This is a genomic window from Stieleria neptunia, assembly GCF_007754155.1.
GTDB classification, from domain to species: domain Bacteria; phylum Planctomycetota; class Planctomycetia; order Pirellulales; family Pirellulaceae; genus Stieleria; species Stieleria neptunia.
The window spans coordinates 3,486,862-3,512,139 of sequence record NZ_CP037423.1; the positions used below are offsets into that span (position 1 = coordinate 3,486,862).

20 protein-coding genes are annotated in these 25,278 nt (G+C 59.9%); 10 read left to right on the forward strand and 10 right to left on the reverse strand.

Annotation, left to right across the window (positions count from 1 at the left end; all coding sequences use genetic code 11):
- Nucleotides 1–4 precede the first annotated feature (4 nt).
- From Enr13x_RS12130 to ccoN, 6 genes are read right to left on the reverse strand one after another with little or no spacing between them, the layout of a single operon-like run.
- Entirely contained in the window at nucleotides 5–805 is an 801-nt protein-coding gene (locus Enr13x_RS12130; protein ID WP_231744233.1) for a sulfite exporter TauE/SafE family protein, read from the reverse strand.
- Nucleotides 805–1,329 carry a FixH family protein gene (locus Enr13x_RS12135; RefSeq protein ID WP_145386344.1) on the reverse strand — a complete coding sequence of 175 codons (525 nt, stop codon included), beginning with the start codon at nucleotides 1,327–1,329 and terminating at the stop codon, nucleotides 805–807. Before Enr13x_RS12135 ends, Enr13x_RS12130 begins: the two co-directional genes overlap by 1 nt.
- Nucleotides 1,329–2,732 carry a cytochrome c oxidase accessory protein CcoG gene (gene ccoG / locus Enr13x_RS12140; RefSeq protein WP_145386346.1) on the reverse strand — a complete coding sequence of 468 codons (1,404 nt, stop codon included), beginning with the start codon at nucleotides 2,730–2,732 and terminating at the stop codon, nucleotides 1,329–1,331. The genes Enr13x_RS12135 and ccoG overlap by 1 nt, the downstream gene beginning before the upstream one ends.
- Nucleotides 2,733–2,753: 21 nt before the next feature.
- Nucleotides 2,754–3,365 carry a cbb3-type cytochrome c oxidase N-terminal domain-containing protein gene (locus tag Enr13x_RS12145; protein ID WP_145386348.1) on the reverse strand — a complete coding sequence of 204 codons (612 nt, stop codon included), beginning with the start codon at nucleotides 3,363–3,365 and terminating at the stop codon, nucleotides 2,754–2,756.
- Complete coding sequence (locus Enr13x_RS12150) at nucleotides 3,358–3,537, reverse strand: hypothetical protein (RefSeq protein WP_095739512.1); 180 nt, start codon at nucleotides 3,535–3,537, stop codon at nucleotides 3,358–3,360. Before Enr13x_RS12150 ends, Enr13x_RS12145 begins: the two co-directional genes overlap by 8 nt.
- 24 nt (nucleotides 3,538–3,561) lie before the next feature.
- On the reverse strand, nucleotides 3,562–5,955 hold the full coding sequence (gene ccoN / locus Enr13x_RS12155) for a cytochrome-c oxidase, cbb3-type subunit I (protein WP_145386350.1): 2,394 nt from the start codon (nucleotides 5,953–5,955) through the stop codon (nucleotides 3,562–3,564).
- Between the two features lie 430 nt (nucleotides 5,956–6,385).
- Between ccoN and Enr13x_RS12160 the strand changes: the two genes are divergently transcribed.
- Both Enr13x_RS12160 and Enr13x_RS12165 read left to right on the forward strand, forming a co-directional pair.
- On the forward strand, nucleotides 6,386–6,967 hold the full coding sequence (locus Enr13x_RS12160; protein ID WP_145386352.1) for a hypothetical protein: 582 nt from the start codon (nucleotides 6,386–6,388) through the stop codon (nucleotides 6,965–6,967).
- 32 nt (nucleotides 6,968–6,999) lie between these two features.
- Nucleotides 7,000–7,482 (forward strand): hypothetical protein, encoded by a 483-nt coding sequence (locus tag Enr13x_RS12165; protein WP_231744234.1) that lies wholly within the window; start codon nucleotides 7,000–7,002, stop codon nucleotides 7,480–7,482.
- Between the two features lie 179 nt (nucleotides 7,483–7,661).
- On the opposite strand, the gene Enr13x_RS12170 is transcribed toward Enr13x_RS12165, so the two are convergent.
- The 3 genes from Enr13x_RS12170 to Enr13x_RS12180 all read right to left on the reverse strand — a co-directional run bounded on the left by Enr13x_RS12170 (nucleotide 7,662) and on the right by Enr13x_RS12180 (nucleotide 9,524).
- On the reverse strand, nucleotides 7,662–8,117 hold the full coding sequence (locus Enr13x_RS12170; RefSeq protein WP_145386354.1) for a CBS domain-containing protein: 456 nt from the start codon (nucleotides 8,115–8,117) through the stop codon (nucleotides 7,662–7,664).
- Nucleotides 8,118–8,170: 53 nt separating this feature from the next.
- Entirely contained in the window at nucleotides 8,171–8,653 is a 483-nt protein-coding gene (locus tag Enr13x_RS12175; protein WP_145386356.1) for a hemerythrin domain-containing protein, read from the reverse strand.
- 373 nt (nucleotides 8,654–9,026) lie between these two features.
- On the reverse strand, nucleotides 9,027–9,524 hold the full coding sequence (locus Enr13x_RS12180) for a hypothetical protein (protein WP_145386358.1): 498 nt from the start codon (nucleotides 9,522–9,524) through the stop codon (nucleotides 9,027–9,029).
- A 311-nt stretch (nucleotides 9,525–9,835) separates the two neighbouring features.
- Between Enr13x_RS12180 and Enr13x_RS12185 the strand changes: the two genes are divergently transcribed.
- The 8 genes from Enr13x_RS12185 to Enr13x_RS12240 all read left to right on the forward strand — a co-directional run bounded on the left by Enr13x_RS12185 (nucleotide 9,836) and on the right by Enr13x_RS12240 (nucleotide 23,308).
- Entirely contained in the window at nucleotides 9,836–12,877 is a 3,042-nt protein-coding gene (locus Enr13x_RS12185) for an AsmA-like C-terminal region-containing protein (RefSeq protein ID WP_145386360.1), read from the forward strand.
- Nucleotides 12,878–13,058: 181 nt separating this feature from the next.
- Complete coding sequence (locus Enr13x_RS12190) at nucleotides 13,059–14,108, forward strand: polysaccharide biosynthesis/export family protein (protein WP_145386362.1); 1,050 nt, start codon at nucleotides 13,059–13,061, stop codon at nucleotides 14,106–14,108.
- Nucleotides 14,109–14,749: 641 nt separating this feature from the next.
- Nucleotides 14,750–15,211 carry an ATP-dependent zinc protease family protein gene (locus Enr13x_RS12195; RefSeq protein WP_145386364.1) on the forward strand — a complete coding sequence of 154 codons (462 nt, stop codon included), beginning with the start codon at nucleotides 14,750–14,752 and terminating at the stop codon, nucleotides 15,209–15,211.
- Nucleotides 15,212–15,341: 130 nt separating this feature from the next.
- On the forward strand, nucleotides 15,342–16,589 hold the full coding sequence (locus tag Enr13x_RS12200) for a RimK family alpha-L-glutamate ligase (RefSeq protein WP_145386366.1): 1,248 nt from the start codon (nucleotides 15,342–15,344) through the stop codon (nucleotides 16,587–16,589).
- An 86-nt stretch (nucleotides 16,590–16,675) separates the two neighbouring features.
- Entirely contained in the window at nucleotides 16,676–18,523 is a 1,848-nt protein-coding gene (locus Enr13x_RS12205; RefSeq protein WP_145386368.1) for a cation:proton antiporter, read from the forward strand.
- 201 nt (nucleotides 18,524–18,724) lie between these two features.
- Nucleotides 18,725–21,178 (forward strand): chemotaxis protein CheA, encoded by a 2,454-nt coding sequence (locus Enr13x_RS37915; protein ID WP_197455976.1) that lies wholly within the window; start codon nucleotides 18,725–18,727, stop codon nucleotides 21,176–21,178.
- 42 nt (nucleotides 21,179–21,220) lie between these two features.
- A complete protein-coding gene (locus Enr13x_RS12235; RefSeq protein ID WP_145386370.1) occupies nucleotides 21,221–21,667 on the forward strand; it encodes a chemotaxis protein CheW in 447 nt (148 codons plus the stop codon).
- A 66-nt stretch (nucleotides 21,668–21,733) separates the two neighbouring features.
- On the forward strand, nucleotides 21,734–23,308 hold the full coding sequence (locus Enr13x_RS12240) for a methyl-accepting chemotaxis protein (RefSeq protein ID WP_197455977.1): 1,575 nt from the start codon (nucleotides 21,734–21,736) through the stop codon (nucleotides 23,306–23,308).
- A gap of 463 nt (nucleotides 23,309–23,771) precedes the next feature.
- Here the strand turns inward: Enr13x_RS12240 and Enr13x_RS12245 are convergent, their stop codons facing one another.
- Nucleotides 23,772–24,734: an IS110 family RNA-guided transposase gene (locus Enr13x_RS12245; RefSeq protein WP_145386371.1), complete on the reverse strand. Its 963-nt coding sequence runs from the start codon at nucleotides 24,732–24,734 to the stop codon at nucleotides 23,772–23,774.
- Nucleotides 24,735–25,278 lie beyond the last annotated feature (544 nt).

Consider the following 25,278-nt stretch of genomic DNA (forward strand, 5'->3'; position numbering starts at 1 on the left):
CCCCTTATTCCTGCCCAGGCTGTGAATCCTTCACCTGGCAGCACGGCAGCACTTTCTCGCCCGTTTGATCGACCTGCTCGATCGTGGTCCCGGATGATTTGAGTGATTGCAACGATTCCAAACCGCTGAATCCGCGTCCCGATGCCGTGAAGCAACCCGCAAAAATCAGCATCACCGCGGCCAATGCGGGGATCAGGCGGGCAAATCGAAGCGACAGCACCCGCAACCCCGCAACCAACGCGACCAGCGCCGGGACACTGCCGAGCCAAAACGCGGCCATCACGATCGCGCCACGCAGCGGGCTTCCCGTCCCCGCCGCGATCAATGCGAACAGATACAACCAGCCGCACGGCAGCAACGTCGTCAACAATCCCGTCGCAAAACCCCGCCCCGCGACCGGCAAACGAAAGATGTACGGACGCAACTTGACGAGCAGTTTGCCCACCGCCGACGGAGCGACTGCGGTGTTGTTGGATCGGCCCGCCCACAGACTGCAAAGCTTCCATAGCCCCATCGCAATCATCACCGTGCCGACCACCCTGGCCGCCGCGACTTGAATGCCCAGCGTCGCGCCGCCGATATCGATCACGCTGCCGATCAATCCGGCAACGCATCCGGCCAACGTGTACGTCGCCAACCGTCCCAGATGGTACAGCGTCGTCGAAGCGACCAACGTGCCGCGACTGACCTGGTCGCCGCCGCCGCTGGCCCAGATTGCCAACGGACCGCACATGCCGACGCAATGCATGCTACCCAACACGCTGGCGGTCACCACCGCCGTCACCAGTACAAAAATCGTATCCATCACTCGCCTTCGATGTGGAACGTCAAGGACTGTGTCACCGGTTCCGATCCGCCATCGATCTTGAGTTCCAACTGCCAGATCCCCGACCGCGCCGCCGGTGCCAACGCCAGGTACTTTCCATCGCCGACGGACTTGAGCGTGATCGGGTGGACGTCTCCGGCACGCGCGTGGTGGTACAGCTTGCCGCTGACCACCAAGTCATTCAGGGGCTGTCCGTCACGATCAACCATTTTCAGTTCCAGCGCCCGCATGCCGCGGCCGTCGGCCACATCGGAAGCTTCAAACGTGACGCTCCAGCCCAATCGGTCGGCGGCCTCCAAGGTGCGCCGGGTCGCATCCCAGTTGAGCGCCCGGTTGTGGTAGTCGGGGACCACGGCCGCCGAAGGGTCGCCGATGGCCAGGTGCATCACCAACCCCATGATCGTGCTCTGGATGAGAAACAGAAACACCACCAGGGCGATCCAAAATCGCTTGGCGCGGCGTTCTGCCGTTTCGTTCGATTCGATTGCCGTCGCCGTTGCCATTATCGGGGTCCCAACAGTGAAAATTCTACTTCGCGAACATTGTCGCTTTGATCCGAAATCGTAGCCGCCACCACCTGGCGGCCGCTGCCACGCGTCATCGATCCCTTGAACGTGACGTGAACCGGAACCAGCACCGACTCGCCCGGCTCCAGACTCATTTTTTCTTCATCCAACACTTCGATCGTCACGTCTTCTCCCTGATCGGCGACCAACGCGTAATTTTGGGGCTCGGACGTGCGGTTGACCAAGCGAATCCGAAACTCGTTGGACGCGGTGCCGTCGGCGTACACCGTAAACGGGGCTCCGCCGGGGCGAATGATCCGCGCGTCGAATCCCGACTTGGTGGAGATCGCAAACACCAGCCCGCTCATCAACAGCAACAGGATCACCGGATAGACGATCGTTCGGGCGCGAAACATCTTCTTCGCCTTTCCCGCGATCGAATCTTGAGAGCTGTATCGGATCAGACCTTTCGGTGATCCGACCTTTTCCATCACATCGTCACACGCATCGATACACTGGGTGCAATTGACGCACTCCATTTGCAACCCTTCGCGGATGTCGATGCCCGTCGGACAAACCACGACACATTGGTTGCAATCCACACAATCGCCCGCGCCGTCACCGGGCGTGTGCTTGCCCCGTTTGCGAGGCTCACCGCGGACGTGATCGTAGGCCACGATCAAAGATTGTTCGTCCAGCATGACCGACTGGAATCGACCATACGGGCACGCGATCAGACAAAGCTGTTCGCGGAAGAACATAAAATCAAACAGCATCAAGCCCAGCGTCGCCGTCATCACCGCAAACGCGATCGGGTGCTGGATCGGTGAACTGGTCACCCATTCGGTGAGCTGATCGGTGCGGACGAAGTAGGCCAAGAACGTGTGGGCGAGAAAACCGCACAGCAGCACGTAAACGCCGAATCGAGCGATCTGCAGCGCCGCGCTGCCGGATCGTTTCGCCTTGCCGCCCTTGCCGACGGTCCCTTCGAACAAGCGGTCGATTGGGCGAAACAGAAACTCCATGTAAACCGTCTGGGGACAGGCCCAACCGCACCAGGCGCGACCGGCGATCGCGGTGACCAAGACGATGGAGACGAACACCGTCAGCATCAGCAGCGCCAGCAACAACGTGTCGGTCGGCAGAAAGGTGCGTCCGAGGATCGTGAACTCGCGAGCGGCGATGTCCAGCAAGATGACGGGATTGCCGCCGATTCGCAGGTGCGGGACCACGACGAACACCACCATCAACAAATACGCCACAACACGCCGACGCTGCCACCACGATCCGGTCGACAATCGCGGACGCAACCAGCGCCGACTGCCGTCTCGCTCCATCGTGCTGAGCACGTGTTCGGGAGAATCCAGTAGCGCGTCGTTGTCCGGTACGGTTTTGGTCATTTCGGTTCTGTTCGAATCCTCCTAAGACTTCGCCTCCTCATCTGCGGCCGGTTCTTCCTCGACGACCGGTTCCGGCCACGGCGGGATTTCGCGTCCTTCGGCCGGCCGACCGCCTTCCACGTTTTGTCCCCGCAGATTGGCCACATACGCCGACACCAACACGATCTCATTGATGTGCAGACGGTTGGACCACTTGGGCATCGCCCCGTTGCCGGCTCCGTTGTTGATGACTTTGCCGATGTCACCCAACACCGCGACGTTCTTGTACGCTTCGTCCGTCAAGTTCGGGCCGACTTTGCCTTCCCCCTCGCGGCCGTGACAGGACACGCAATTGGCACGAAACACCGACTCGCCGACCTTGACCCAACTTTCTTTGGCCATGAATTTGGCGATCGTCGGACCGTCCAATTTCAAGTCTCCGATCTCGGCAAATTGCAATCGCGTGTTCTCCGCCAACGCGACTCCGTACTGATCTTCCACCGATCTGCCTTTCGCCCCGTTGTGGTAGTACACCCAATAAAACGGGCTGAAAACGATCGACGCGATAAACAACCATTTCCACCAACCCGGCAACGGATTGTCGTACTCTTCGATGCCGTCGTAGGCGTGGTCGGTCTTTGGTGCTTCACTCACTGCGCGGGTCCTCGATTCGATCGCTTAACGGAATGGCGGCAAACTTCTCCGTGGCGTTTTTGCTGAGCCGAAACGCGCCGAAAAAGATCAGGAAAAATGTGCCCACAAACAGTGCCAAGGCAACCTCGGCACAGGCGGAATAGTCGATGAAGGAAACTAAGTCTTTGATCATGGCTTGAACAACACTAACAGTGGGTCACTCGGTTTCGGGGGCTGGGTCAGATTCGGCTTCCGCGGGCGTTGCTTCGGAAGCCGGCGCCGCTTCGGCACTCTCCGAAGTTTCGACCGCTGCTGCGGCTGCCGCATCACCGGCATTTTCGTCCGCAGTGGGTTCCGGGGTCGCGAACAAGTCGATCCCGATCCGTTGCAGATAAGCGATCAAAGCCACCGCCTGGGTATCCATCGTGCTTGCCGGTCCGCCCTGCGCGACGATGTCCGCGGCAACCTTCTCGGCTTGCTTGTAAGCGACTTCGGCCGTGTTGTTTAGTTCTTCGTCCGAGTACGGTGCGCCCAATTGCCAGGCCGCTTTGACGTGCGGTGCGATGCCGTCGTAATTCATTTCCGCGGTCAACAGATGCTCGTAGCTGGGCATCACCGAACCGGGGGAGACATATTCCGGATTTTCGAAGTGCCGCCAGTGCCAGAAACTGCTCTGACGCCCGCCTTCACGCGCCAAGTCGGGACCGATTCGACGGCTGCCCCACTGGAACGGACGGTCATAGATGAACTCGCCGGGTTTGCTGTATTCCCCATAGCGTTTGGTTTCCGCAACGATCGGGCGAATCATCTGTGAATGACAGTTGTAACAGCCTTCGGACACAAAGATGTGACGTCCGGCAAGCTCCAGCGGCGTGTAAGGTTTGACCGTCGCGATTGTCGGCACGTTGGATCGAATCAAGAACGTCGGGACCAACTCGAACAGGGTCGCGATCACCACCGCCAGCGTCGTCAGAATCGTGAACTTGACCGGCAAACGCTCCCAGCGGCGGTGCCAACCCATCTTGGCCCAAACACTCAAGCTTTTCGCCGTGTCCAGCATCGGCACGTCATCCATGTCGCTTTTCGGCTTCGGTTCATCTTGGTAGTCGTCCGTCAGCCGAGGTGCCGAGTAGACCGGCACGTCGTAGCTGTCCGGTCGACCGAACCAGGTGAACAATGCGTTGATGCACAGCATCACGACGCCGCCGACGTACAACGCACCGCCGAGGACCCGCAGCCACCACAGCGGAACGATCGACTGGACCGTTTCGATGAAGTCCGGGTATTGCAGATTTCCGGTCTCATCCATCGCTCGCCACATCAGGCCTTGCATCAGCCCGGCGGCGTAAATCGGAATGATGTACAACAGAATTCCGATCGTGCCCGTCCAGAAGTGCAGGCTGACCAGCTTGTTGCTCCAAATCTTGGTCTGGAAAATCCGCGGCAACAGCCAATACAGCATGCCGAAGGACATGAAACCGTTCCAACCGAGGGCGCCGGAGTGCACGTGTGCGATCGTCCAGTCGGTATAGTGGCTGAGCGAGTTGACCGACTTGATCGACAACATCGGGCCTTCGAAGGTCGACATGCCGTAAAAGGTCACGCCGACGACGAAGAATTTCAGCACCGGATCGGCGGCGACCTTGTGCCAGGCCCCGCGCAGGGTCAACAAACCGTTGATCATCCCGCCCCAGCTGGGCATCCAGAGCATCAAACTGAACAACATCCCCAACGTGCTGGCCCACTCCGGCAACGCCGTGTAATGCAGGTGGTGGGGGCCCGCCCAGATGTAGATGAAGACCAGCGACCAAAAGTGAATGATGCTCAATCGGTAACTGAAAACCGGTCGATCGGCCGCCTTGGGTAGGAAATAATACATCAGCCCCAAGAACGGCGTCGTCAGGAAAAACGCCACCGCGTTGTGGCCGTACCACCACTGCATGAACGCGTCCTGAACACCGGCGTAAACGCTGTAGCCTTTGAACAGTCCGGCCGGCACGACCAAATTGTTGAACACGTGCAAGACCGCGACGGTGACAATCGTCGCGATGTAGAACCACAACGCCACATACATGTGTCGCTCGCGGCGGTTGATCAGCGTCATCAGAAAGTTGCCGCCAAAGATCAGCAGCCAAACCACGGCGATCAGGATGTCGATCGGCCATTCCAGCTCGGCGTACTCCCTGGATTGCGTGATCCCCAACGGAAGCGTCACCGCGGCCGCCACGATGATCAATTGCCAACCCCAAAAGTGCAGCCGACTGAGCGTGTCGCTCCACATCCGGGCCTTGCACAAACGCTGGGTGCTGTAGTAGACGGCCGCGAATATCGCGTTGCCGGCAAAGGCGAAGATCGCCGCGTTGGTGTGCAACGGCCGCAGTCGCCCGAAGGAAAACCAGGGCAGCCCGCCGGTCAGCGTCGGCATCACCAACAATAACGCGACGACCAAGCCGACCAACGTGGCGACCAACGCCCAGACGATGGTCGCCGTCGCAAACAGCCGCACGATCCCGTCGTCATAGCTAAATGACTCCAGTACGGTCGTGCGTTGTGTCGTGGTCCCATCTGTTGCATCGGGTTGCTCCGATTGATTCGCGACATGCGTGTCCATCAGCGGCGTTCATTCTTGGTCAGTGATTTCCATGCGGCCTTAACGGGGACGACCGCGACAAGCCCGCTGTTTAACAAATTTGGTGCCGAAGGCGGAGTGTTAAATCCAAATCTGGACCCTACAGCGGCGAAACGCCGCGAAACGCACACCAGACGTGACGGTTTGCCGCATCCAAAAAACCGGAATTCGTGCCCAGACGCACAGCTGCGTGATCCGGCGCGCCGGATCGCACAGGCAAAACGCCAGGTCACGTCCGACCCGAGCCGGTCCAATTCGGCGGCTGCCACGCCGACGATGCGATTCGTGTCTTTCCCAGCAAGTCCTGTCCAAAACTGCCCCTGATCACACCGCGATCGGCACCGCGTTTGCAATACAGCCAATTTGAATCCGAGGCCGAACTTATACGCCCCGCAACCGAAGGGAAAGGAAAATGATCGAACGGGACAATCTTCACCGACGTGGACAGGCGTTGGAAGACCAATACTTTCAGCGGGTCGACCAAGAACTCTTGAAGAAACTTCGTGAGAAGAGCGAACGCGCCGAACGTTTGGCCGAGCTGACCAAGGCGACCGGGGTGCGTGACGAACAAGTGGCCAATCACCTGATCGAAGCCGGCTTCGACGCCTCGAACATCGCCGCGATGACGCTGACGCCGATCGTTTTCGTCGCCTGGGCCAGCGGGTCGGTCACGCCGGAAGAACGCAAAGGGGTGATGAGTGCCGCGTTGCGACGCGGGGTCAGCTCCAATCCGCTCGCCTTCCGACTGCTCGAACAGTGGCTGCAACGGCGGCCCCCGCGCGAAATGTGGCATCTGTGGAAGGAATACGCCGCGGCGGTCCACCAAGACTTGCCGGCCGAAACCGCGAACAAACTTCGCGCCCGGTTGCTCGAACAAGCCAAGGAAGTCGCCATGGCCTCCGGCGGTGTCCTGGGGGTCGAGAAAATCTGCCCCGCCGAACAACGGGTGTTGGATGAAATCGAATCGACCCTGCCAGCCCGCGATGAAGACTGACCGCTCGCGATGAAGACTGACGTTGACCAACCTTGATTCTCTCCCGACTGATGGAAAAACCGATGCGCCGCGCCACCGCCCTCCTGTTCGCTCTCATCGCCGCCGTCGCGATGCAATCCTTTCACGCCTCGCCCGCCGTCGCCCAAGATCCCGCCGGCGGCGACCGCTTGGCCCCAGACAAAATTGCCCCGCTGATGCGGCGTAAACTCGATCGGGCCAAAAACATCCTGGAGGGGCTTACGCTGGAACAGTTCGACAAGATCGCCAGCAACGCACGCTCGCTTCGCTTGTTGAGCATGGAAGCCGGCTGGAACGTGGTCCAAACCGAGGAATACCGCAAACAGAGTGACGACTTTCGCCGAGCGTGCACGTCGATTGAAAAAGCAGCCGACGCCAAAGACATCCATCGCGCCGCACTGGCCTATGTCTCCCTGACCGTCCGCTGCGTCGATTGCCACAGCTACATGCGCGAAAACAAAATCAAACTCGCCACGCTCGATCTCCGAAATCATTGATCGCGCCACGCAACCGCCAAGTGGCGTAAGCTTCCAGCTTGCGACCCCTGTGGTGTCTGCCCGATGTCACAGAAGGTGTTAGCGGAACGGCGCGAGCCGTCCGGTGGCGGTTCAATCACACCTTGCAAGACCGGAGGGCTCGCGCCCTGCCGCTAACAAAGACCGGACGTCGCTGCCCCCTAACAGAACGCCGCGGCGACGTCCCAGGACGAGAGAAATCCGACCAGTTTACCGTCCTCTTCGACGACCAGATGATGACGGGCACAGCTGGAAAGACGTTTGGCCGCGTCGCACAGTGACGTCTGTGGCGAAACCTTCTCCACCGAAACACTCATGATCTCGCGGACCGGTTGTTGATCCAACTTTCGATGGGCCAAATCAACCGCCCACAAGCAATCTTCATAGTGCGGGTAACCGCTCCGCAGCGCCGCGTTGGTCTCGCGAATCAGCCGCACCAAGTCGGTCGCCGTGACGATCCCCACACACTGGTCGTGTTCGACGACCGGCAAGGCGTGCACATGATTGTCCTCCATGATCTCCAGCACCTTGCCGGTCGGCGTCTCCGCCGTCACCGACTTCACTCGACCCGACATCACGTCGGCCACGCGCAATCCGCGTGTGGATTCTGAAATCATCGTCTGGCTCTCCCAACACTCGGATCGGTTTTCGAAAAATGAGACGATTGCGGTCAGCCGATTAAACCATCGTCTGCGTCACACTGCCCCGGCATCAACATACCCACACGATCGGCTTCGCTGCGTTCGTGCTGGTCCATCGTTTCAAAAAAGACATCGACTTCATCCATCGCGTCGGTCCATGTCTTGAACGGAGGATCGACCTGCTTGAGTCGGACGTGCAATTCGTCCAACCGGGTCAGCAGCAACCGGTGATCCGCAGCCGTCTGTCGCTTGAACGCACTGACTTCCGGCGACGCATCGGGATACATCGTCTCCAGCTTCGCCAACATCTCGTCTTCGCGGTCAAAATGCTGCAACAAGCACTCTCGCAACGGCTGCAACCGCGACGCGGTCTCGCCGAAATGGGGAACCCCCAATTGATTGACTTCCGACATCCAGTCACGGATTTCATCCACACACCCGGCAAGCTTGCGGTCTTCCGCCTTCCAATCCTCGAACAGCTGGCAGAGCTCAGAGGTCCTTTTGGTGCCCATCGAATTCTCCCACGTTGGTGCGTGATCCCACGCTCGGAATGAAACCCGAGAAACCGCGTCAGCAAGGGCTGCAAAATTGGTGCCGAACACCGCACCGCGATGCCCGAGCAGGGCGAAATCACTCCGGCAGGAAAAGTGTGCCAATGCGTCGCGTTCGTCCGTTCCCTCGTCTGCTCGTCGGGTGGTCAATCATCCGGCGAGTGCTCGGCCCGGCCGAAACCGAATGAATCCCCGGTTCCACAATGGTGAGCGGCAGGACGCCAGGCCTCGGCCAGGCGCCAGAATGCCCGGCTGCTTACGTGTCACGGCTCACTCAATCAAACAGCCCGCTCGCGCCGTTCTGCTCCCATTGGGGGGGGTGCGCATCCCGTTGCTATTGCTCGTCCTCCGCGCCCAACTGGTCGAGCCCCGGCGATTCGGCGTCCGCCGCCTCGTCGTTTCGCAGCGACTTGTGGCATTCGACACAGCTGACGGTCAATTGGTTGAACGCCAGCGTCGCCCCTTCGATGTTCTTTTTTTCGGCTTGGCGCTCGATTTCCGAACTGACCCGGCTGAACGTGTTGACATGCACGCGGTAACTGGGATGCCGACGACGGACAAACCCCTCGACACGATTGAGCAATTTCAAGCGGCCGGCGTTGTATTTCACGTCCTCAAAGTCTCCCATCGCCAACCCCCGCAGGATCGCCTGGGAATGCTTCAGCTTCTTCTCCATCCAGACGCTCATCGTCGTCGCGTCGGTCTCCGTCTCCGCCTCGGCCTGCTGGACCGGATCCGCGGCACCCTGGGTTTTCGATGGAGCCTGGGGCTCTGCCCCCCAGCTGACCGCCGGTAACAATGCGAACAGAAGTAAAATGGTCGATCGTGTCATCGTCAAATCCCTTTGGCTCAAGTTTTACACAGGGTTCGAACGCCAGTGCCGACGAACCGTTTTTCCATGATTTCGTGCGAGCAATCTCCGTGCCGTCGGCAACGGTCTGCACCGAGTTGATGAGGGCGTCCCGTCGAGTCGCTGGGCTTTCCCGCTGGGCATTCCCCCTGGGCTTTCGAAATTTCGAAATGCCTCGAGGTTGCGATGTCGCACGGTTGTCGCCATGGAATAGTAGCCAGGACGCTGCGACAATACGTCTCGGGTGTGCGGTCACGCACAAGTGTCCCGGTTGGATTGGCCTAGCCAACACAATGGCGATTGAGTATCCCGAAATGATGATCCGCAACGAAACCACCATGCCCCCTGTTCTGATCGCTGCGCTTCTGATCGCTGCCATCCTGATCGGTGCGACCACGGCGTCGCCCCTTCAGGCCCAACAGGCTGCGCCCGCCCAGCCAGCGCCTGCCCAGCCGGCGCCCGCCCAACCGGCGCCTGCCCAGCCTGCTGCGACCCCGCCGGTTCAAAGCCCCTATCGCTACTGGACCACCAACTGGTCGCTCCAAGACATCGCCGTCGGCGACTTGGCCAAGAAGCTGCGGACGATCGGCCTGGGGCTGCCGATCCAAGTCGACGGTCTGGCGACGGTGGAATTCGAAGTCGGCGTTCCGCTCAATGCCCTCCGCACGGGCAAGGCCTATCGTCTGGAAGGATCGCTTTCGATCCGCGACCTGGTCGCCGACCAGATGCGTTTTGACGTGTTTCGCGCCGAGGTGACGTATGCCGATGGCCGCTTGGATCTGGAGACGTTGCGGGCGGTCGAACAACTCGATGGCGGCGGCAACGCGGTGCCCACCGCCGGTTCGATTGTCGGTTCCGCTTCGGCCGAGTTGTTGCCGCGGGGCAGTTTCAGCGCCGATGTCAAAACCGCCAACCTCCGCATCGGCCCGGTCGCCACGTTGTTTTCCCGTTTGGGGTTTGACGCGGCCGACGGTGTTCCCCAAGGCTCGGTCACGGCAAACGTTTCGGTGCGGGGGCAAGTCGACCAGCTCAATCAGCCGGAACAGTTGACGGTCGAAGGCGATTTCGCGGCCAAAGACGTGCGCCGCGGCCCGTCGATCGGATTCAATCTGGCTGCCAAAACATTCAGTTGGAAACAACGCGAACTCTTGCTGCCCCATTTGCGAATCGAATCAGCCGATCGCCCGGACTTTTTCGTCAGCGCCGATGCCAAGCTCCGTTTCGATGACTCCACGCAATTCGAATCGAATCTCTCGGCCAACGACATGCCCTTGGATCAACTGTTCGGTCTGGTCCTTGCCGACGCCGAATCGATCGTCATGGGCAAACTCGATGCGAAAGGCAAGATGGTCGGTGAGATCGGTCCGGCGGGGACCCTCAACGCCCTGGACGTCGAGCTGAGCATTGCGTCACCCGCGTTGGCGGTCGGCGGCGTGCAGCTCGGATTGCTGGAACACGACATCCGTCTGACCCGCGATCACCTTTCCCTGGCTCCGCGCACTGCATCTCGTCCCCCGACCGACACGCCACCGCAAGCCGAGCTGCAATCCGATCTGATCATTGAGTCGCTGGAGACCGATTTTGACGCGACCGACCGGTTTGCCCGATTCAGCAACCTGTCCGGAAACCTGTTCGGCGGCACGGTCCGCGGCTCGGGACAATTCGCCCGCAACACACAACTCGACCATTCGCTGGATCTGCAATGGGATCACATCAATCCCGAATTCACTCTTCCGATTGGATCGTTGCCACGCCGCCCCAAACTGTCGTTGCAAACGTCCGGCGACGTCCAGTGGACCGTCCCGGCCGCCAAAGTCCTGCAACCGACTGACCACCGCGGCAATCTGACGATCAACCTCAACGCGCTGAAAATCGGCGAGGAAACGGTCGGCCAGTGCGACGTCCATCTGCAAGTGCAACCCGACGCGTTGGATTTGTCCGTGGATGGAACCCTGCTGGGCGGGACCGTCAGCATCCGGTCCGCCGCGGCGTTGGAGACGACGACCCGTTGGGACCAGATCCCTGGCAGATTGCGGTTCAGCGAATTCGAATTCAAAACGCTTTCGCTGCGACGGATCCTGGACCTGGCCATGTCCAGCCAGCCCCGGTTTGGCGGACGCGTGAGCTTGGCGGTCACACCGATCAACCTGACCGTCGATTCCCCGTCGGCCGACGTCGCGTTGCGGTTGGACGGCTTGACCGCAGACGGCGTCTTGATCGCCCGCACATTACGAATCGATGCCGATCTCTCCAACCGATCTGTGCAGATCAAATCGGCTCGCGGCACCTACGCCGGCGGCCAGTTGGAAGTCGACGGCCAATGGTCGCTGGGCAACGGCACGAAGTTATTGACCGCCCGGCTGACCCGAGCCGACGGCAGCCGATTGCTGTTGCCGATTCACCGCCAAGCGGGCGACTGGGTCGGCGGTCGGGTTTCCGGTCGCGCCTCGCTGGCCGGACGCGGAGAGGGGATTTTCGATTCCGTGCGGATCTCCGGTTCGGCGAACGTCGAGAAAGGTACCACGTTCGGGATTCCCGTCGGTGACGCCTACAGCCCATTGGAAGTGACCGTCTCGGTTTCTCCCTTGGTCTGGCGGGCAAGCTTTCCGATGATTCGTTCCACCTTGGCCGGTGGGCGGGTGACCGGCAACATGGCTTTCCGTTCCCCCGGAGCGGGACAGGGGGGAACGCACCTTCGCAGCGATTGGCGTATCAACCACGTCGATTTTGAATCGTTGCTCGACACCTACGTGGGGACCAGCACGATCGGCCGCGGTGATTTGACCGGCGACTTCCGCCTCGAGGGCCGCAACATCAAAGACGCCAGGGACTTGGAAGGCCAGTTCCGCATGCAACTCGGCGGAACCGACGCGACCGCCGTGCCCGGCCTGTCCTCGGCCGGCTCGCTGCTGGGGGCGACCTCATTGGTCGGCGTGCGATTTGAACAAGGCGAAGCGATCGGTCGGATCCGGAACGGAAACATGTTGCTCGAGTCGGTCGCCATGACGTCCGATCGTGTCAACGTGACGGCCACCGGCAAGGTCGGCTTGCTCAACCGACGACTGGACATCGACACCGTGATCTCCACGGGGAATTTCCAGGGTCAAAACTTCTTGCTGCAGAAACTCGGCACGCAAACGCTGACCGACATCGTGCCGATCGGATCGGTCAACCGTCTGTTGAGCGATCGAACGATCGTGATTCAGATGGTCGGCCCGACGCGAGACCCGGTGATCCGGCTGATGACCGGCGAAACGCTGCGAGCCAATGTGCGCCGCTTCGCCCTTCAAGAAGCTTTCGGGCTGGTCATCGCGGACTCCGTGCTGTTCGACTAGTGCTTCGTCTACTTTTAAACTGAGGGTGCCTGACCCCTTTTCCGCTGATCAAACGCAGCCCGAGAACGAAAGGTGGTTGAAGCACTAGTCCCGCCGGGGCAATCAATAACGGGTGGTGAAGCTGTAACGCCTCGTCCGTTTCTGCGACGCTGAGGTGACCGGTCGTGCCGATGCTCTGGATATGACCACGACGCAACCTAAAATTCCGTTCGTTTTCCAAATCGCACTGTTGCCACTACTGGCCGGGTGCAGCGCGCTGGGGTTTTCAACGTACCCGGTCGCACACGTCATGACCGACGACACCAAGGCGGTTTTGGCGCAAACGCCAACCAACCTGGACGTCCCCCGTGAACTGGCCAAAGAAGTCCAAGTGGCGCACTACCTTCAGCCCGGGGATGAATTACTGATCGAAACGGTCGACAGTGATGCCGATTTCCGATTGCCCGCCGATCAACGCGTCCTCGCCGACGGCACGATCGACCTGGCGCGATTCGGCCGCGTCGTGGTGGCCAGCAAAACGCTCGAACAAGCCGAAGCCGCGATCCAGCGTCTGATCTCCGACACCACCCATGAATCGACACGCGTCAACGTCCGATTGATCCAGCCGATTCACCGCTATTACGTGATTGGTGAAGTCAATTCGCCGGGAGCCTACGCGTTGACCGGCCACGAAACCGTGTTGGACGCGATCATGGAAGCCGGCGGATTGACCGCGCGGGCGTCGGCCTGTGATCTGTTGCTGGCACGGCCGACCGAACCGACTTCCTGTCGCGTCACCCTTCCGGTCTGTTATCGGTCGATCACACAGCTCGGTGATACGACGACGAACTACCACTTGAAACCCGGCGATCGAATCTTCGTCTCCCGGCAATCGCTGTGCGAAGAACTCACCGGTTCGCTGCTCGGCGGTAAAACATGCGACCGTTGTTGCAAGCGGCAAGTCGCTTGCTGTGACCCACGCGTCGCCCCCACCGATCTGCCCAATTTCACCGCGCCGATGGTGGAATCGATCGTCCCCATCGACCCGCCCGCTGCCGTCACGCCCGGTTCGGAGACACGCGGTTCGGAGACACGCGGTTCGGGTGCTCGCGGTTCGGGTGCTCGCGGTTCGGAGGCACCGGCAAGCCTACCGCAAGAGGCTGCAGAGCCCCCGCAGCGTCCTGCAGACGGTCCGACCCCAATTCCCGGGCGGCTCGATGGGGAACTCGATTTCGGAATGCAGCTGCGGTGACGCACGGCCATCCCAGACGGTGACGGCCGGACCAAGTGTCAGGAAATGACGAGTTTACCGATTCTCGGTGCCGTCAAACGACTATCGAGTTTCCCGCACGCTGCGGCCGTTCGAGGCTGCTGCGGAAGTCGGCAATTCGTTCGAAACTCGCCCGTTATTTAGACTGTTTAACAGCTCCACGGGGACCGTGAACAGCAACCCGTGAACCGTCGAAATGACGATCTGGGGAGATGGCTGGCCGTTAGACGCCGCTTGTGGGATGATCGTGCTCATTTGTGATCTCGCTTCCGATTGAGAGAAGAATCCGATAATGGCTTATCGGCAATCGAAACGCAACATTCATTCCAATCTTGAGATCAAGTCCGGAAATTCCAAAAACACGCTCCGGCGCGGCCGACGGCGTGACACAATGCGGGCTCCGACCCCGGGCGGAATCCCCCCAGCTTCTCTTGCACTGAAGGGACGATCCCGATGAAATGTGCGAATCTGTCAATGTTCCGTTGCACTGCGTTCCGTAGCACTGCGAAGACCCGCACAGTGACCAACCCCGCACAGTGACCAACCCCGCATAGTGACCAACCCCGCATAGTGACCAACCCTGCCGCGCCGATGACCACACCCGTTCTGTTGATGCAAAGTTGATGACCGACAAAACCAGCCTGCCGATCATTGGTTGGCGCGAATGGATTGCCCTGCCCGATTTGGGCATCAAGTTTATCAAAGCCAAAATCGATACCGGGGCGCGCTCTTCGTCGTTGCACGCGTTCGACATCGAAGTGTTTGAACAAGACGACGGGCAATGGGCGCGATTCAAAGTGAACCCGGTGCAGCGAAACGAAACCTGGGAGGTCGAATCAACCGCTCCAGTGATCGACATGCGTGCGATCCGTAGTTCAAGTGGCCAATCCGAAGTCCGTCCGGTGGTCAAAACGACGGTGCGGTTGATGGGCCAACAATTCGACATCGAGCTGACCTTGGCCGACCGCAACCAGATGGGGTTTCGCATGCTGCTCGGCCGCGAAGCGTTTCGTCGACGGTTCTTGATCGACCCGGGAAAGTCCTACCGTGGAGGGATCCCGAAGAAGCGAAAACGGCACCCCTGACCCACCGCATCCTTCGACACCGCAACCTTCGACACAGCGTCCCGTCACTCGGAAGCACTCCGATTTTCATGTCGCCCGACTCGACCGGGCGTCGGCCCCTTTCCACACTCACACCACCAGCACTGGTTTCATGAAACTCGGAATCCTTTCTTGCAGTCCGCGCGCCTACAGCACGCGTCGATTGCGCGAGGCGGCGGATCAACGTGGCCACAAGGTCAAGGTGCTCGATACCTTGAAGTTCGCCATCGACTTGGAACGCGGCGCACCGGATCTGTATTTCCGCCGCAAACATCTCAGCGATTACGATGCGATTCTGCCCCGCATCGGCGCCTCGATCACCTATTACGGGACCGCGGTCGTTCGCCAGTTCGAACAGATGAACGTGTTCTCGGCCAACAGTTCTGCCGGCATCGCCAGTTCACGCGACAAACTCCGCAGCCTGCAGATCCTCAGCCGGCATCAAATCGGAATCCCCCGCACCACCTTTGTGCGCGATAAGCGTGACGTGTTTCCCGCCATTGAGCGTGTCGGCGGCGCACCGGTGATCATCAAGCTGCTCGAGGGAACGCAGGGGATCGGGGTGTTGTTGGCCGAAACGATTCAATCGGCCGAGACGATTGTCGAACTGCTGCAAAGTCAAAACCAAAACGTGCTGATTCAAAAGTTTGTCGCCGAAAGCAAGGGCCGCGACATTCGTGCCTTTGTCGTCGGCGATCAAGTGATCGCGGCGATGCGGCGTGTCGCCCAGGGGCACGAATTTCGCAGCAACGTTCATCGCGGCGGGGTGACCGAAGCGATCGAATTGGACGAGGTGTATCGCAATACGGCGTTGCGGGCCACCCAAATCATGGGGCTGCGTGTGGCCGGAGTCGACATGTTGGAAGGCCGCGACGGTCCCCAGATCATGGAAATCAACTCCTCACCGGGACTCGAGGGCATCGAACGCTGCACCCAATTGGACATCGCCGGCGCGATCGTCGACCACATCGCCTCGCACGTCGATTTCCCCGAAATCGATCTGCGGCAGCGGCTGACGGTCAGTCGCGGATACGGGGTGACCGAAATCAGCATCCCCGAGGGCGCCGACATGATCGGTTCGACGATCGCCAGCAGCGGGCTGATGGACAATCACGTCAACGTGCTGACGCTGTATCGCGATGCCGCGGTGATCCCCAACCCCCGCGGCGACCGCGAACTGCAAGCCGGCGATCGTCTGCTCTGTTTCGGCAAACTCGAAACCCTCCGCCATCTGGTGCCCAAGAAGACCCGCCGCCGGCGCCGCCCGACGGTGAAAGAATTGCCGGAATTGCCGGTGGCCAACCAGGTTCACGACCAACACGATGATGCCGTAGTCGAAACGATGCGGGAAGCGATCTGAAGGATCGCACCGAACGATTGATCCGGCGCCCACGCGACCCGGCGCTCCACACACGATCCCGCTGACTGCGGATGGACGGACGGCTGATGGATTTTTTATTCTACCTGGCGTTGATTCCTGCCCTGGCGGTCGCCGCCCAGTGGATCGCCTGGCGCACCAACCTGCCCGGGATCCTGCTGCTGTTGTTGATCGGGGTCGCCGTCGGCGGGTTGTCCCGTCCGGACGATCTGTTGGCCGAACTGGTCAGCGGTGATCCGACCATCACCGGGCCCCGCATCCTGTTTCCGCTGGTCTCGCTGGCCGTCGCCGTGATCATGCTCGAGGGCGGTTTATCGCTGAAATTGAGCGAGCTCCGCGAGGCGGGTTCGCCCGCGTTCCGCCTCTGCACCCTCGGCGCCGCGCTGACCGCGACGGCCGCCACCATCGCGGCCCACTTCTGTTTCGACTTCACCTGGCGGCTCAGCGCCCTGCTCGGCGCGATCCTGGTCGTCACCGGTCCGACGGTGATCGGGCCCCTGCTGCAACAGGTCAAACCGAGTCGACGCGTTGCCAACACGTTGAAATGGGAAGGCATCGTGATCGACCCGATCGGCGCCGTGTTGGCCGTCTTGGTGTTTGAGATTTTATTGCTTCATCCGGGGCAAGCCGACGTGGGGCACGGAGTGATGCTGTTGGGGTGGACCGTGTTGGTCGGCGCCGTCTTGGGCGCCGCAGGCGGCTGGGGACTCACCCAGGGGATCCGCCGCTACATGATTCCCGATCACCTGCACGGCGTCGTGTCGCTGACGACCGCCCTGTTGTTGTTCGCCGTCAGCGACCATTTCGCTCACGAGTCCGGGCTGATCACCGTCACCGTGCTGGGGATCTGGCTGACCAATCAGCATGAATTTGATATCGAACACATCATCGAATTCAAAGAGAACCTGCGGACGTTGCTGATCGGTTGTTTGTTCATCGTGCTGGGTTCGCGGGTCGACATCACCGCGGTCGGACAGGTCGGCTGGTCGGGCTTGCTGTTCGTCGCCCTGTTGATCGTTTTGGTCCGCCCGCTGAGTGTCTTCGTGGCCTTGCTCGGCAGCGGTCTGAATTTTCGCGAGCAGACGTTTATCGCGATGCTCGCCCCGCGTGGCATCGTTGCCGCCGCGGTCAGCAGTATTTTTGCGCTGCGGATCGAGCAGACCGCCGAAATCGAATTGGCCGGTGCCGATCAACTGGCCATCATCACGTTCCTTGTCATCATCAGCACCGTGGCCTTCTATGGCCTGTTGGCTTCGCCGATCGCCCAGGCGCTCGGGTTGTCCGATCCCAACCGAAACGGCGTGTTGATCGCGGGCGCCGACGAGTGGGTGATTCGGTTTGCGTTGGAAGTGAAGAAAGCGGGGTGTCCCGTCGTCATGATCGATACCAACTATCGCAAAGTCACCAAAGCGAAACTCGAGGGGCTGGAAGCGGTTTGTGCCAATATCATGAACGAACACGCCCGGGACGAGATTTCGCTTTCGGGAATCGGTCACATGCTGGCCATGACGCCCAACGACGAAGTCAACAGCCTGGCCGTCCGCGAGTGCCGATCCGTCTTCGGACGGGCCAAGACGTACCAGTTGACCTTCAAGTCAGAAAATCCCCGCGGGATGACGCGGCACCTGATGGGGCGCGAACTCTTTGACACCACCCTGACCCACTCCCGAATCAGCCAACTGGTCGCACAGGGATTTGAATTCAAAACCACCGCGATCAGTGACGAATTCACCTTCCAGGACTTTCAGAATCTGTATGCCGAGCAATATGTCCTGGCCATCATCGCCGACAAAACGTCTCAGAACAGCGAGAGGATGACGCTGAAGCTTGTCACCACCGATGACGATGCCAACCCCGAGCCGGGGGACGCCGTGCTCGCGCTGGTCAATCCGCTGCAAACGGACCCGGCCACGTAATCGTCGCCATGTCCCCAAGCGCGAAAGGCGGCGCCGTCGACACCGCTTCCCAATCGCTCGCACAGATTTACCAATCCGTTGGCAAGTGTTTCGCCCGCCCCTCGATGACAACCATTGAATCGGGGGCGATGACGTATAAAAACGCGGGACACAAAGTTCTCCGATATTGCCCGGTGGTGGGTCATACCCGGAGATCTTTTTGTGGACGGTTTCGAAGACATCATCAAGGAATTCCTCGTCGAAAGCTACGAGAATCTCGACAAGCTTGATGATGATCTGCTCGCCCTGGAAGACACGCCGGACGATCAACAGCGGCTGGGCAGTATTTTTCGCACCGTTCATACCATCAAGGGAACCTGCGGATTTCTCGCGCTGCCCAAACTGGAACGCGTCACCCACGTCGGCGAAAATCTGCTGGTCCCGCTCCGCGACGGCGAACTGAAGCTCACCCGCCCGATCGCCGACACCCTGCTGGACATGGTCGATGCGATTCGTGCGATGCTGCGGCAAGTCGAATCCGGCCAAGGCGAAGGCGATGACAACTACGACGCGCTGGTCGCCCGACTGGAAGCCGTACGGACGCAACCGGCAACGCAACCGGCAACGCAACCGGCAACGCAACCGGCAACGCAACCGGCAACGCCATCGGCGGATCAGCTCGCCGCGGATGACTCGACAACTCCCGCCGCGACCGAATCGACCGTGCCGACCGCGACCCGGACCGATGCCGGGACGTCGGCGGGGAACCCCGACACGAGCGGCAGGGGATCGGCGGACGAAGCGACTTTGCCAGACCGCCACGACGCCGCCGAATCGTTGCGTCCCGTGCAAGCAGCAGCGGAGCAAGCAGCAGCGGAGCAAGTAGCAGCGGAGCAAGCAGCAGCGGAGCAAGCAGCAGCGGTGCAAGCCCGTTCCGATTGGAAAGAAGCACCCGCTGTCAGCAAAAACGAAGCCTCGCTCGTCGATGCTTCGGTTCGCCTGGACGTCGAACTGTTGGACAAACTGGTCAATCTAGTCGGCGAACTGGTACTCGCGCGAAACCAGATCGTTCAATTCAGTCGATCCACCGACGACGCCCCGTTGCACGCCGCGGCACAGCGTCTCAACCAGATCACCAGCGAACTGCAAGAAGGCGTCATGAAGACGCGGATGCAGCCGATCCGCAACGCGTGGGGGAAACTGCCTCGCCTGGTTCGTGACCTCGCCGCTTCCCGCGGCAAGCAGGTCGACGTCCGCATGGAAGGTGAAGAGACGGAGGTCGACAAGACGGTCTTGGAAGCGATCAAGGATCCGTTGACCCACATCGTCCGCAACGTGGTCGATCACGGCATCGAACTGCCCGAGCGTCGCATCGCCTGCGGAAAACCACCGCGCGGCCTGCTGCGTCTGAACGCGTTTCACGAGGGCGGTCAGATGATCATCGAGATCAACGATGATGGGGGAGGGATCGACACCAACATCATCCGCGCCAAAGCCATCGAACGGGGAATCCTCTCCAATCAACAGGCGTCCACACTCAGCGAAACTGACCTGACCCATCTGATCCTGTTGCCGGGGTTCTCCACCGCCGCTGCGGTGACGAACGTTTCCGGCCGCGGGGTCGGGATGGATGTCGTCAAGACAAACATTGAATGCATCGGCGGAAGCTTGGAGATTCACAGCACGCTCGGGCTGGGCACGACGCTACGAATCAAGATCCCGCTGACGTTGGCCATCATTCCGGTGCTGCTGGTCACGACCGAAGGGGATCGGTACGCGATTCCGCAAGTCAGTCTGCTCGAACTCGTTCACATCGACAGCCTGCGGGCGCACCAGGAAATCGAATACATTCACGATGCACCGTTATTCCGGCTTCGCGAACAGTTGTTGCCGCTGATTTATCTGGATGAACAACTGGGCCTCCACCCGCCGCGGCGGCGTGGCGATCCGCCGTCGGACCTGAACATCGTCGTGCTCCATGCGGACGGTCGCCAATTCGGTCTGGTCGTCGATGAGATCACCGACACGCAGGAGATTGTCATCAAGCCGCTCGGCTCGCATTTCAAAGAGATTCCCGTCTACGCCGGCGCGACCATCATGGGCGATGGGAAAATCTGCTTGATCTTGGATCTGATCGGATTGGCCCAGACCGGCGGCATCACCGGTGGGCAGGCGGAACGCAACGTGCCGGTCACACTGCCCCCATGGCATTCACAGGAATCATCCAGCGAATCGCTGTTGATCGTCGATTTGGGGGACGGATCACGCGCCGCGATCCCGTTGTCGTCGGTCGCACGGCTGGAGAAATTCGCGACATCGGATGTTGAACGACTCGGTGACTTCCATGTCGTTCAATACCGCGGCCAAACCATTCCGCTGTTCTCGATCGACGGGGCGCTGGAATGTCAACTCGTCGATTCGAACTCCCTGCAGGTCGGTGCCGATTCTCCGTTGCATACGGTTGTCTTTCGAGACGGCGACCGCGTCGCGGGGATCGTGGTGAAAAAAATCTTAGACATTTTGCACAACCAGCCGGTCCACGCCGAACCCGAAGGTGGCCGGGCGGCCGCCGCAAGGCACTTGGTGATCCAACAACGCGTCACCCGAATCATTGACCTGAAATCATTCCTCCGACCGGCCATGCGGCGTTGGGCCGACACTTGGTTCGCCGCCTAGAACCTCGGCCTCGCATCCCGATCACGCCACTTGAAACACATCATGAACACCACCACGTCTGCCCCGCCGGAATCTTATTGCACGTTTCTGGTCGATGGGCTGTTGTATGGCATCGAAGTCCAAAAGGTCCAGGAAGTCATCCGGGCTCAGCCGACCACACGCGTCCCGCTCGCTCCCCGAGTCGTGCGTGGTCTGATGAATTTGCGTGGCCACATTGTCAGCATGTTAAGTCTTCGCAACGCGCTGGGGTTGGCGCCCCGTTCCAGTGACCGGCCGGAGATGAGTGTGATCATTCGTTCGAGCGAAGGCCCGGTCGGCTTGCTGGTTGATGAAATCGGCGATGTGATGCGGGTTGACCAGGCTGACTGCGAATCGGTCCCCGGCACACTGCACCGCCGGCAGCGTTCGTTCTTGCGCTGTGCCTACAAACTTGAACAACGATTGTTGCTGATCCTCGATGCCGATCGCGTCGCCACCGCCATGGATTGACGTGGTCGTCACCACCACCCGCCCAACCTACCATTCAACAGATTCACGCCGGAAAGGAATAGTTTCGTGTCCTTCAATCGCTTCACCGTTCGCTCCAAAATCTTCATCCTTGTCGGTGCCTGTGCACTCTCCTTCGTCGGTTACGGATTGTGGTCTTGGAACACGCTGTCGGTCGCCAAAGTCCATGGCCCCTACTACAACCGGATCATTCAGGGCAAGGATTTGATCTCGGACACCGTCCCGCCTTCCAACAACCTGATCGAATCCTACTTGCTGTCGCTCGAAATGGCACACGAGGTCGAAGAGGGCGTCGGTGCGGAACAGATTCAACAACTGGTGCGACGCGGCATCGAATTAAAGCAAGAATTCGAGAACGGTCATCGCTTTTGGGAACAAGAACTCGCCGAAGGGCCGATGAAGAAGTTGAAAACCGTCGAGTGCTATGCAGCGGCCAAGGAGTTCTATCGGGTGCGGGATCAGGAGTTCGTGCCGGCCTGTTTGCGGGGGGATGTGAAAACGGCCAAGTTGCTTTCTCGAGGGCCGATGCGGCAACAGTACGAACAACATCGCGCCGCGGTCAATGCGGTCGCTTCGATGGCGACTCGTCGCAATGCGGCCGACGAAGCGGCTGTCCAAGCCTTGGTCGATGCGCGGATGCTGTGGTCGCTGGCCGGCGCCGCGAGCATTCTGTTGGGGATCGCCGGTTTCGGCATCTATGTCGCCCGCGAAACCATCCTGCCACTGCGCCGCTCGGCAACCAATCTTCGTTACCTTTCCACCCATGACCTGACCGATGTCAGCCGACGGTTGCGCCGGGATGCCGAGAACACGAGCGATCAAGCCACCATGGCCAGCGGGGCGGCCGAAGAGGTCAGCGCCAATGCGCATGCCCTGGCGACTGCCGTCGAGCAGTTCGAAGAAAGCATCAAAGAAATCGCCGCCAACGCGGCCAACGCCGCCTCGGTCGCCCGCAATGCCGTTTGCGCCACCGAACAAACCAACCAGACCATCACGCGTCTGGGCGAAAGCAGTGCGGAAATCGGCAACGTCATCAAAGTCATCAACTCGATCGCACAGCAAACCAACCTGCTGGCTCTCAATGCGACCATCGAAGCGGCCCGGGCCGGTGAGGCCGGCAAGGGCTTTGCCGTCGTCGCCAACGAAGTCAAGGAGCTGGCCAAAGAAACCAGCCGGGCGACCAAACACATCATCGGACGGATCGAAGCGATTCAAGCCGACACGCAAGAAGCGGTCAACGCGATCGGACTGGTCAGCGAAATCATCCGCGAGATCGACGAAAGCCAAAACGTGATCGCCGGCGCCGTCGAAGAGCAAACGGCAATGACCTCGGAAATCTCTCGCAACATTTCCGATGTCGCAACCGGCAGCTATGAAATCGTCAAAAGCATCACCATGGTCGCCGAGACGGCGCAGAGCACGACCTCCGGCAGTGATGAAACCCTGGTGACCGCCGCCAGCATCGAGCGGCTGGCCGCCGACCTGATGCTGCTCGTCGGGCAATCCGGTGAAGCGTCCGGACGCCAACCCACCGAGCAAGCCAGCGACTCAAACCGAGACGCTTCCGGTGGCAAGTATCGTTTGCCGGCCGCCAAGGAAGACGCGTTCCTGGAATCGCTCTGATCCAAAACAAACGCCACGGCTGATCGACACCCACCGCAGCCGTTCGCCACCCACCGACTCCAAATGGTGCCGACTCCAAACACCGACTCCAAATGGTGCCACCCACCAAATCCAAATCTCCACTCCAAACGGTGCCATCGGCTGTCTTAGTTCCTGTCAATGGCGAGTGATGGCTCGCCGAGAATTTTTCTTGGTTTTACATCTTTGGCTCTGGTTGATGAGATTCAGCTCAGGGTGTTGGTGATGGGCGCGAGACGCTCGTTCGGGACTCAACGAAATGGGCCGCCCCATTCCGCATCGCCGTCACCTCGGCCTCATCTGCTGGCGCAGGCCAAGGTGACGGCGACGCGAAAGGGGCTCATCAAACATCGTGTTCTAGGAAGGGGGGGGAGTGCCGTCCGATGCGACGCGTATGCATGTGGGACTTTGCCAGGTCGGATCGATGTCAATGGTGCCCCGAGGGCTAGGCCGCAGGATCGAGAGTGGGTTCACGCCAAGGCGTTCCTTCGCGTACCATGACGTTCAGCGTTACCAAGAGCTTTCGCATCACCGCTACGATCGCCACCTTCGGCGGCTTGCCTTTGGCCAGCAGGCGTTGGTAGAACGCTTTCATGATCGAGTTGTGTCGCGTGGCAACCAACGCGGCCATGTAAAGCACTTTGCGGACCAGGGAGCGACCGGCAAACGTGCTACGCTTGCCTTCCTTTTGGCCGCTATCACGGACGATCGGTGCGACGCCAACGAGCTTGGCGATTTGGCCGCGGTTAAGCGAGCCGAGTTCGGGGAGCTCGGCCAGAAACATCGCGACCGTTGCGGTGCCGACACCGGGGCACGAAGAGAGCAGCGATGATCGCTCTGACATGGGGCCGCTGGCATCGATCACCGAGGCAATTTTCTTCTCAATCCCTGCGATTTGTCGCTTATAGAAGTCCAACGCTTCCTGGATCACTTCACGTACTTCCTCGTCACGGGCTTGGGCAAGGCGGTTCCGTTCGGCCGACTGTTGCGAGAGTATTTGATCTCGTCGATGCACGAGTGCTTTGAGCTTGCGTTCTTCGGGAGAAGGTTTTTCACGCAACTTTGGCGTGACGACTTCACCAAAACGGGCGATCATTCTGGCGTCGATCGGATCGTTCTTTTCAATCAGTCCAATTCCTTTGGCGAACGATCGCACCTGCGCGGGGTTGCACACGCTACAGTCGATGTCAGCTTCGTGCAAAGCGTCCACCAGATTACTTTCGTAGCCTCCGGTGGCTTCCATCACCACGATCGTCTTGACACGCTTGCGACGAAGGTGTTTCATCCACGCGTTGATTGCTTCGGGTGTGTTGTCGATCATTTGATGTTCGGTTGATACCGAATCGAAGAGATCGAGTTTGCGGCTTGCAACATCAACTCCAATAAATCTTTTGTAAACTGTGGTCATCGCTTGATCCCTGGATAGTAGTGCGAGCTCACGCTTGTCGGTGGCTCCTTCGGCTGTTCGGGTTTTGAACGAAACGGACCGGCGATCTAGATGGCACACGACATCGAGTGTCTACCCACAACGATCTACCGAGTCCGCGTGCCTGCCGGCAGCAAACCGGCAGGCACTTTTCGAATCATGGCTCACTCGTAAACCCAGCTTGAAAACGAATTCAATCGTGAACCACGAGGTCGAGCCGCCGTTTCCAAGACACTACCCACAATCTCTAATCGGTGCCACCTAACGTTTCGCACCCTTCGCGAGATCATCTGGAGAAAATAGATGCGATCTCCGCGTCGGTCGTGTCGTTCAGATGGCTTTCGGTTCAGGTGACAAACTTTCACCGATGCCAGATTGCAGCCATTTTGTCATACAATCGGCCGGGTTCATCCACCACGAATACCGAGGATCAAAAAGGTGAAACAGTCAGGCATCGAATTACGGATTCAATTGCCGCAGAATCCGAGAGCACGGTTTAGCATCAAGTTTCTTCTCGTTTGGATGC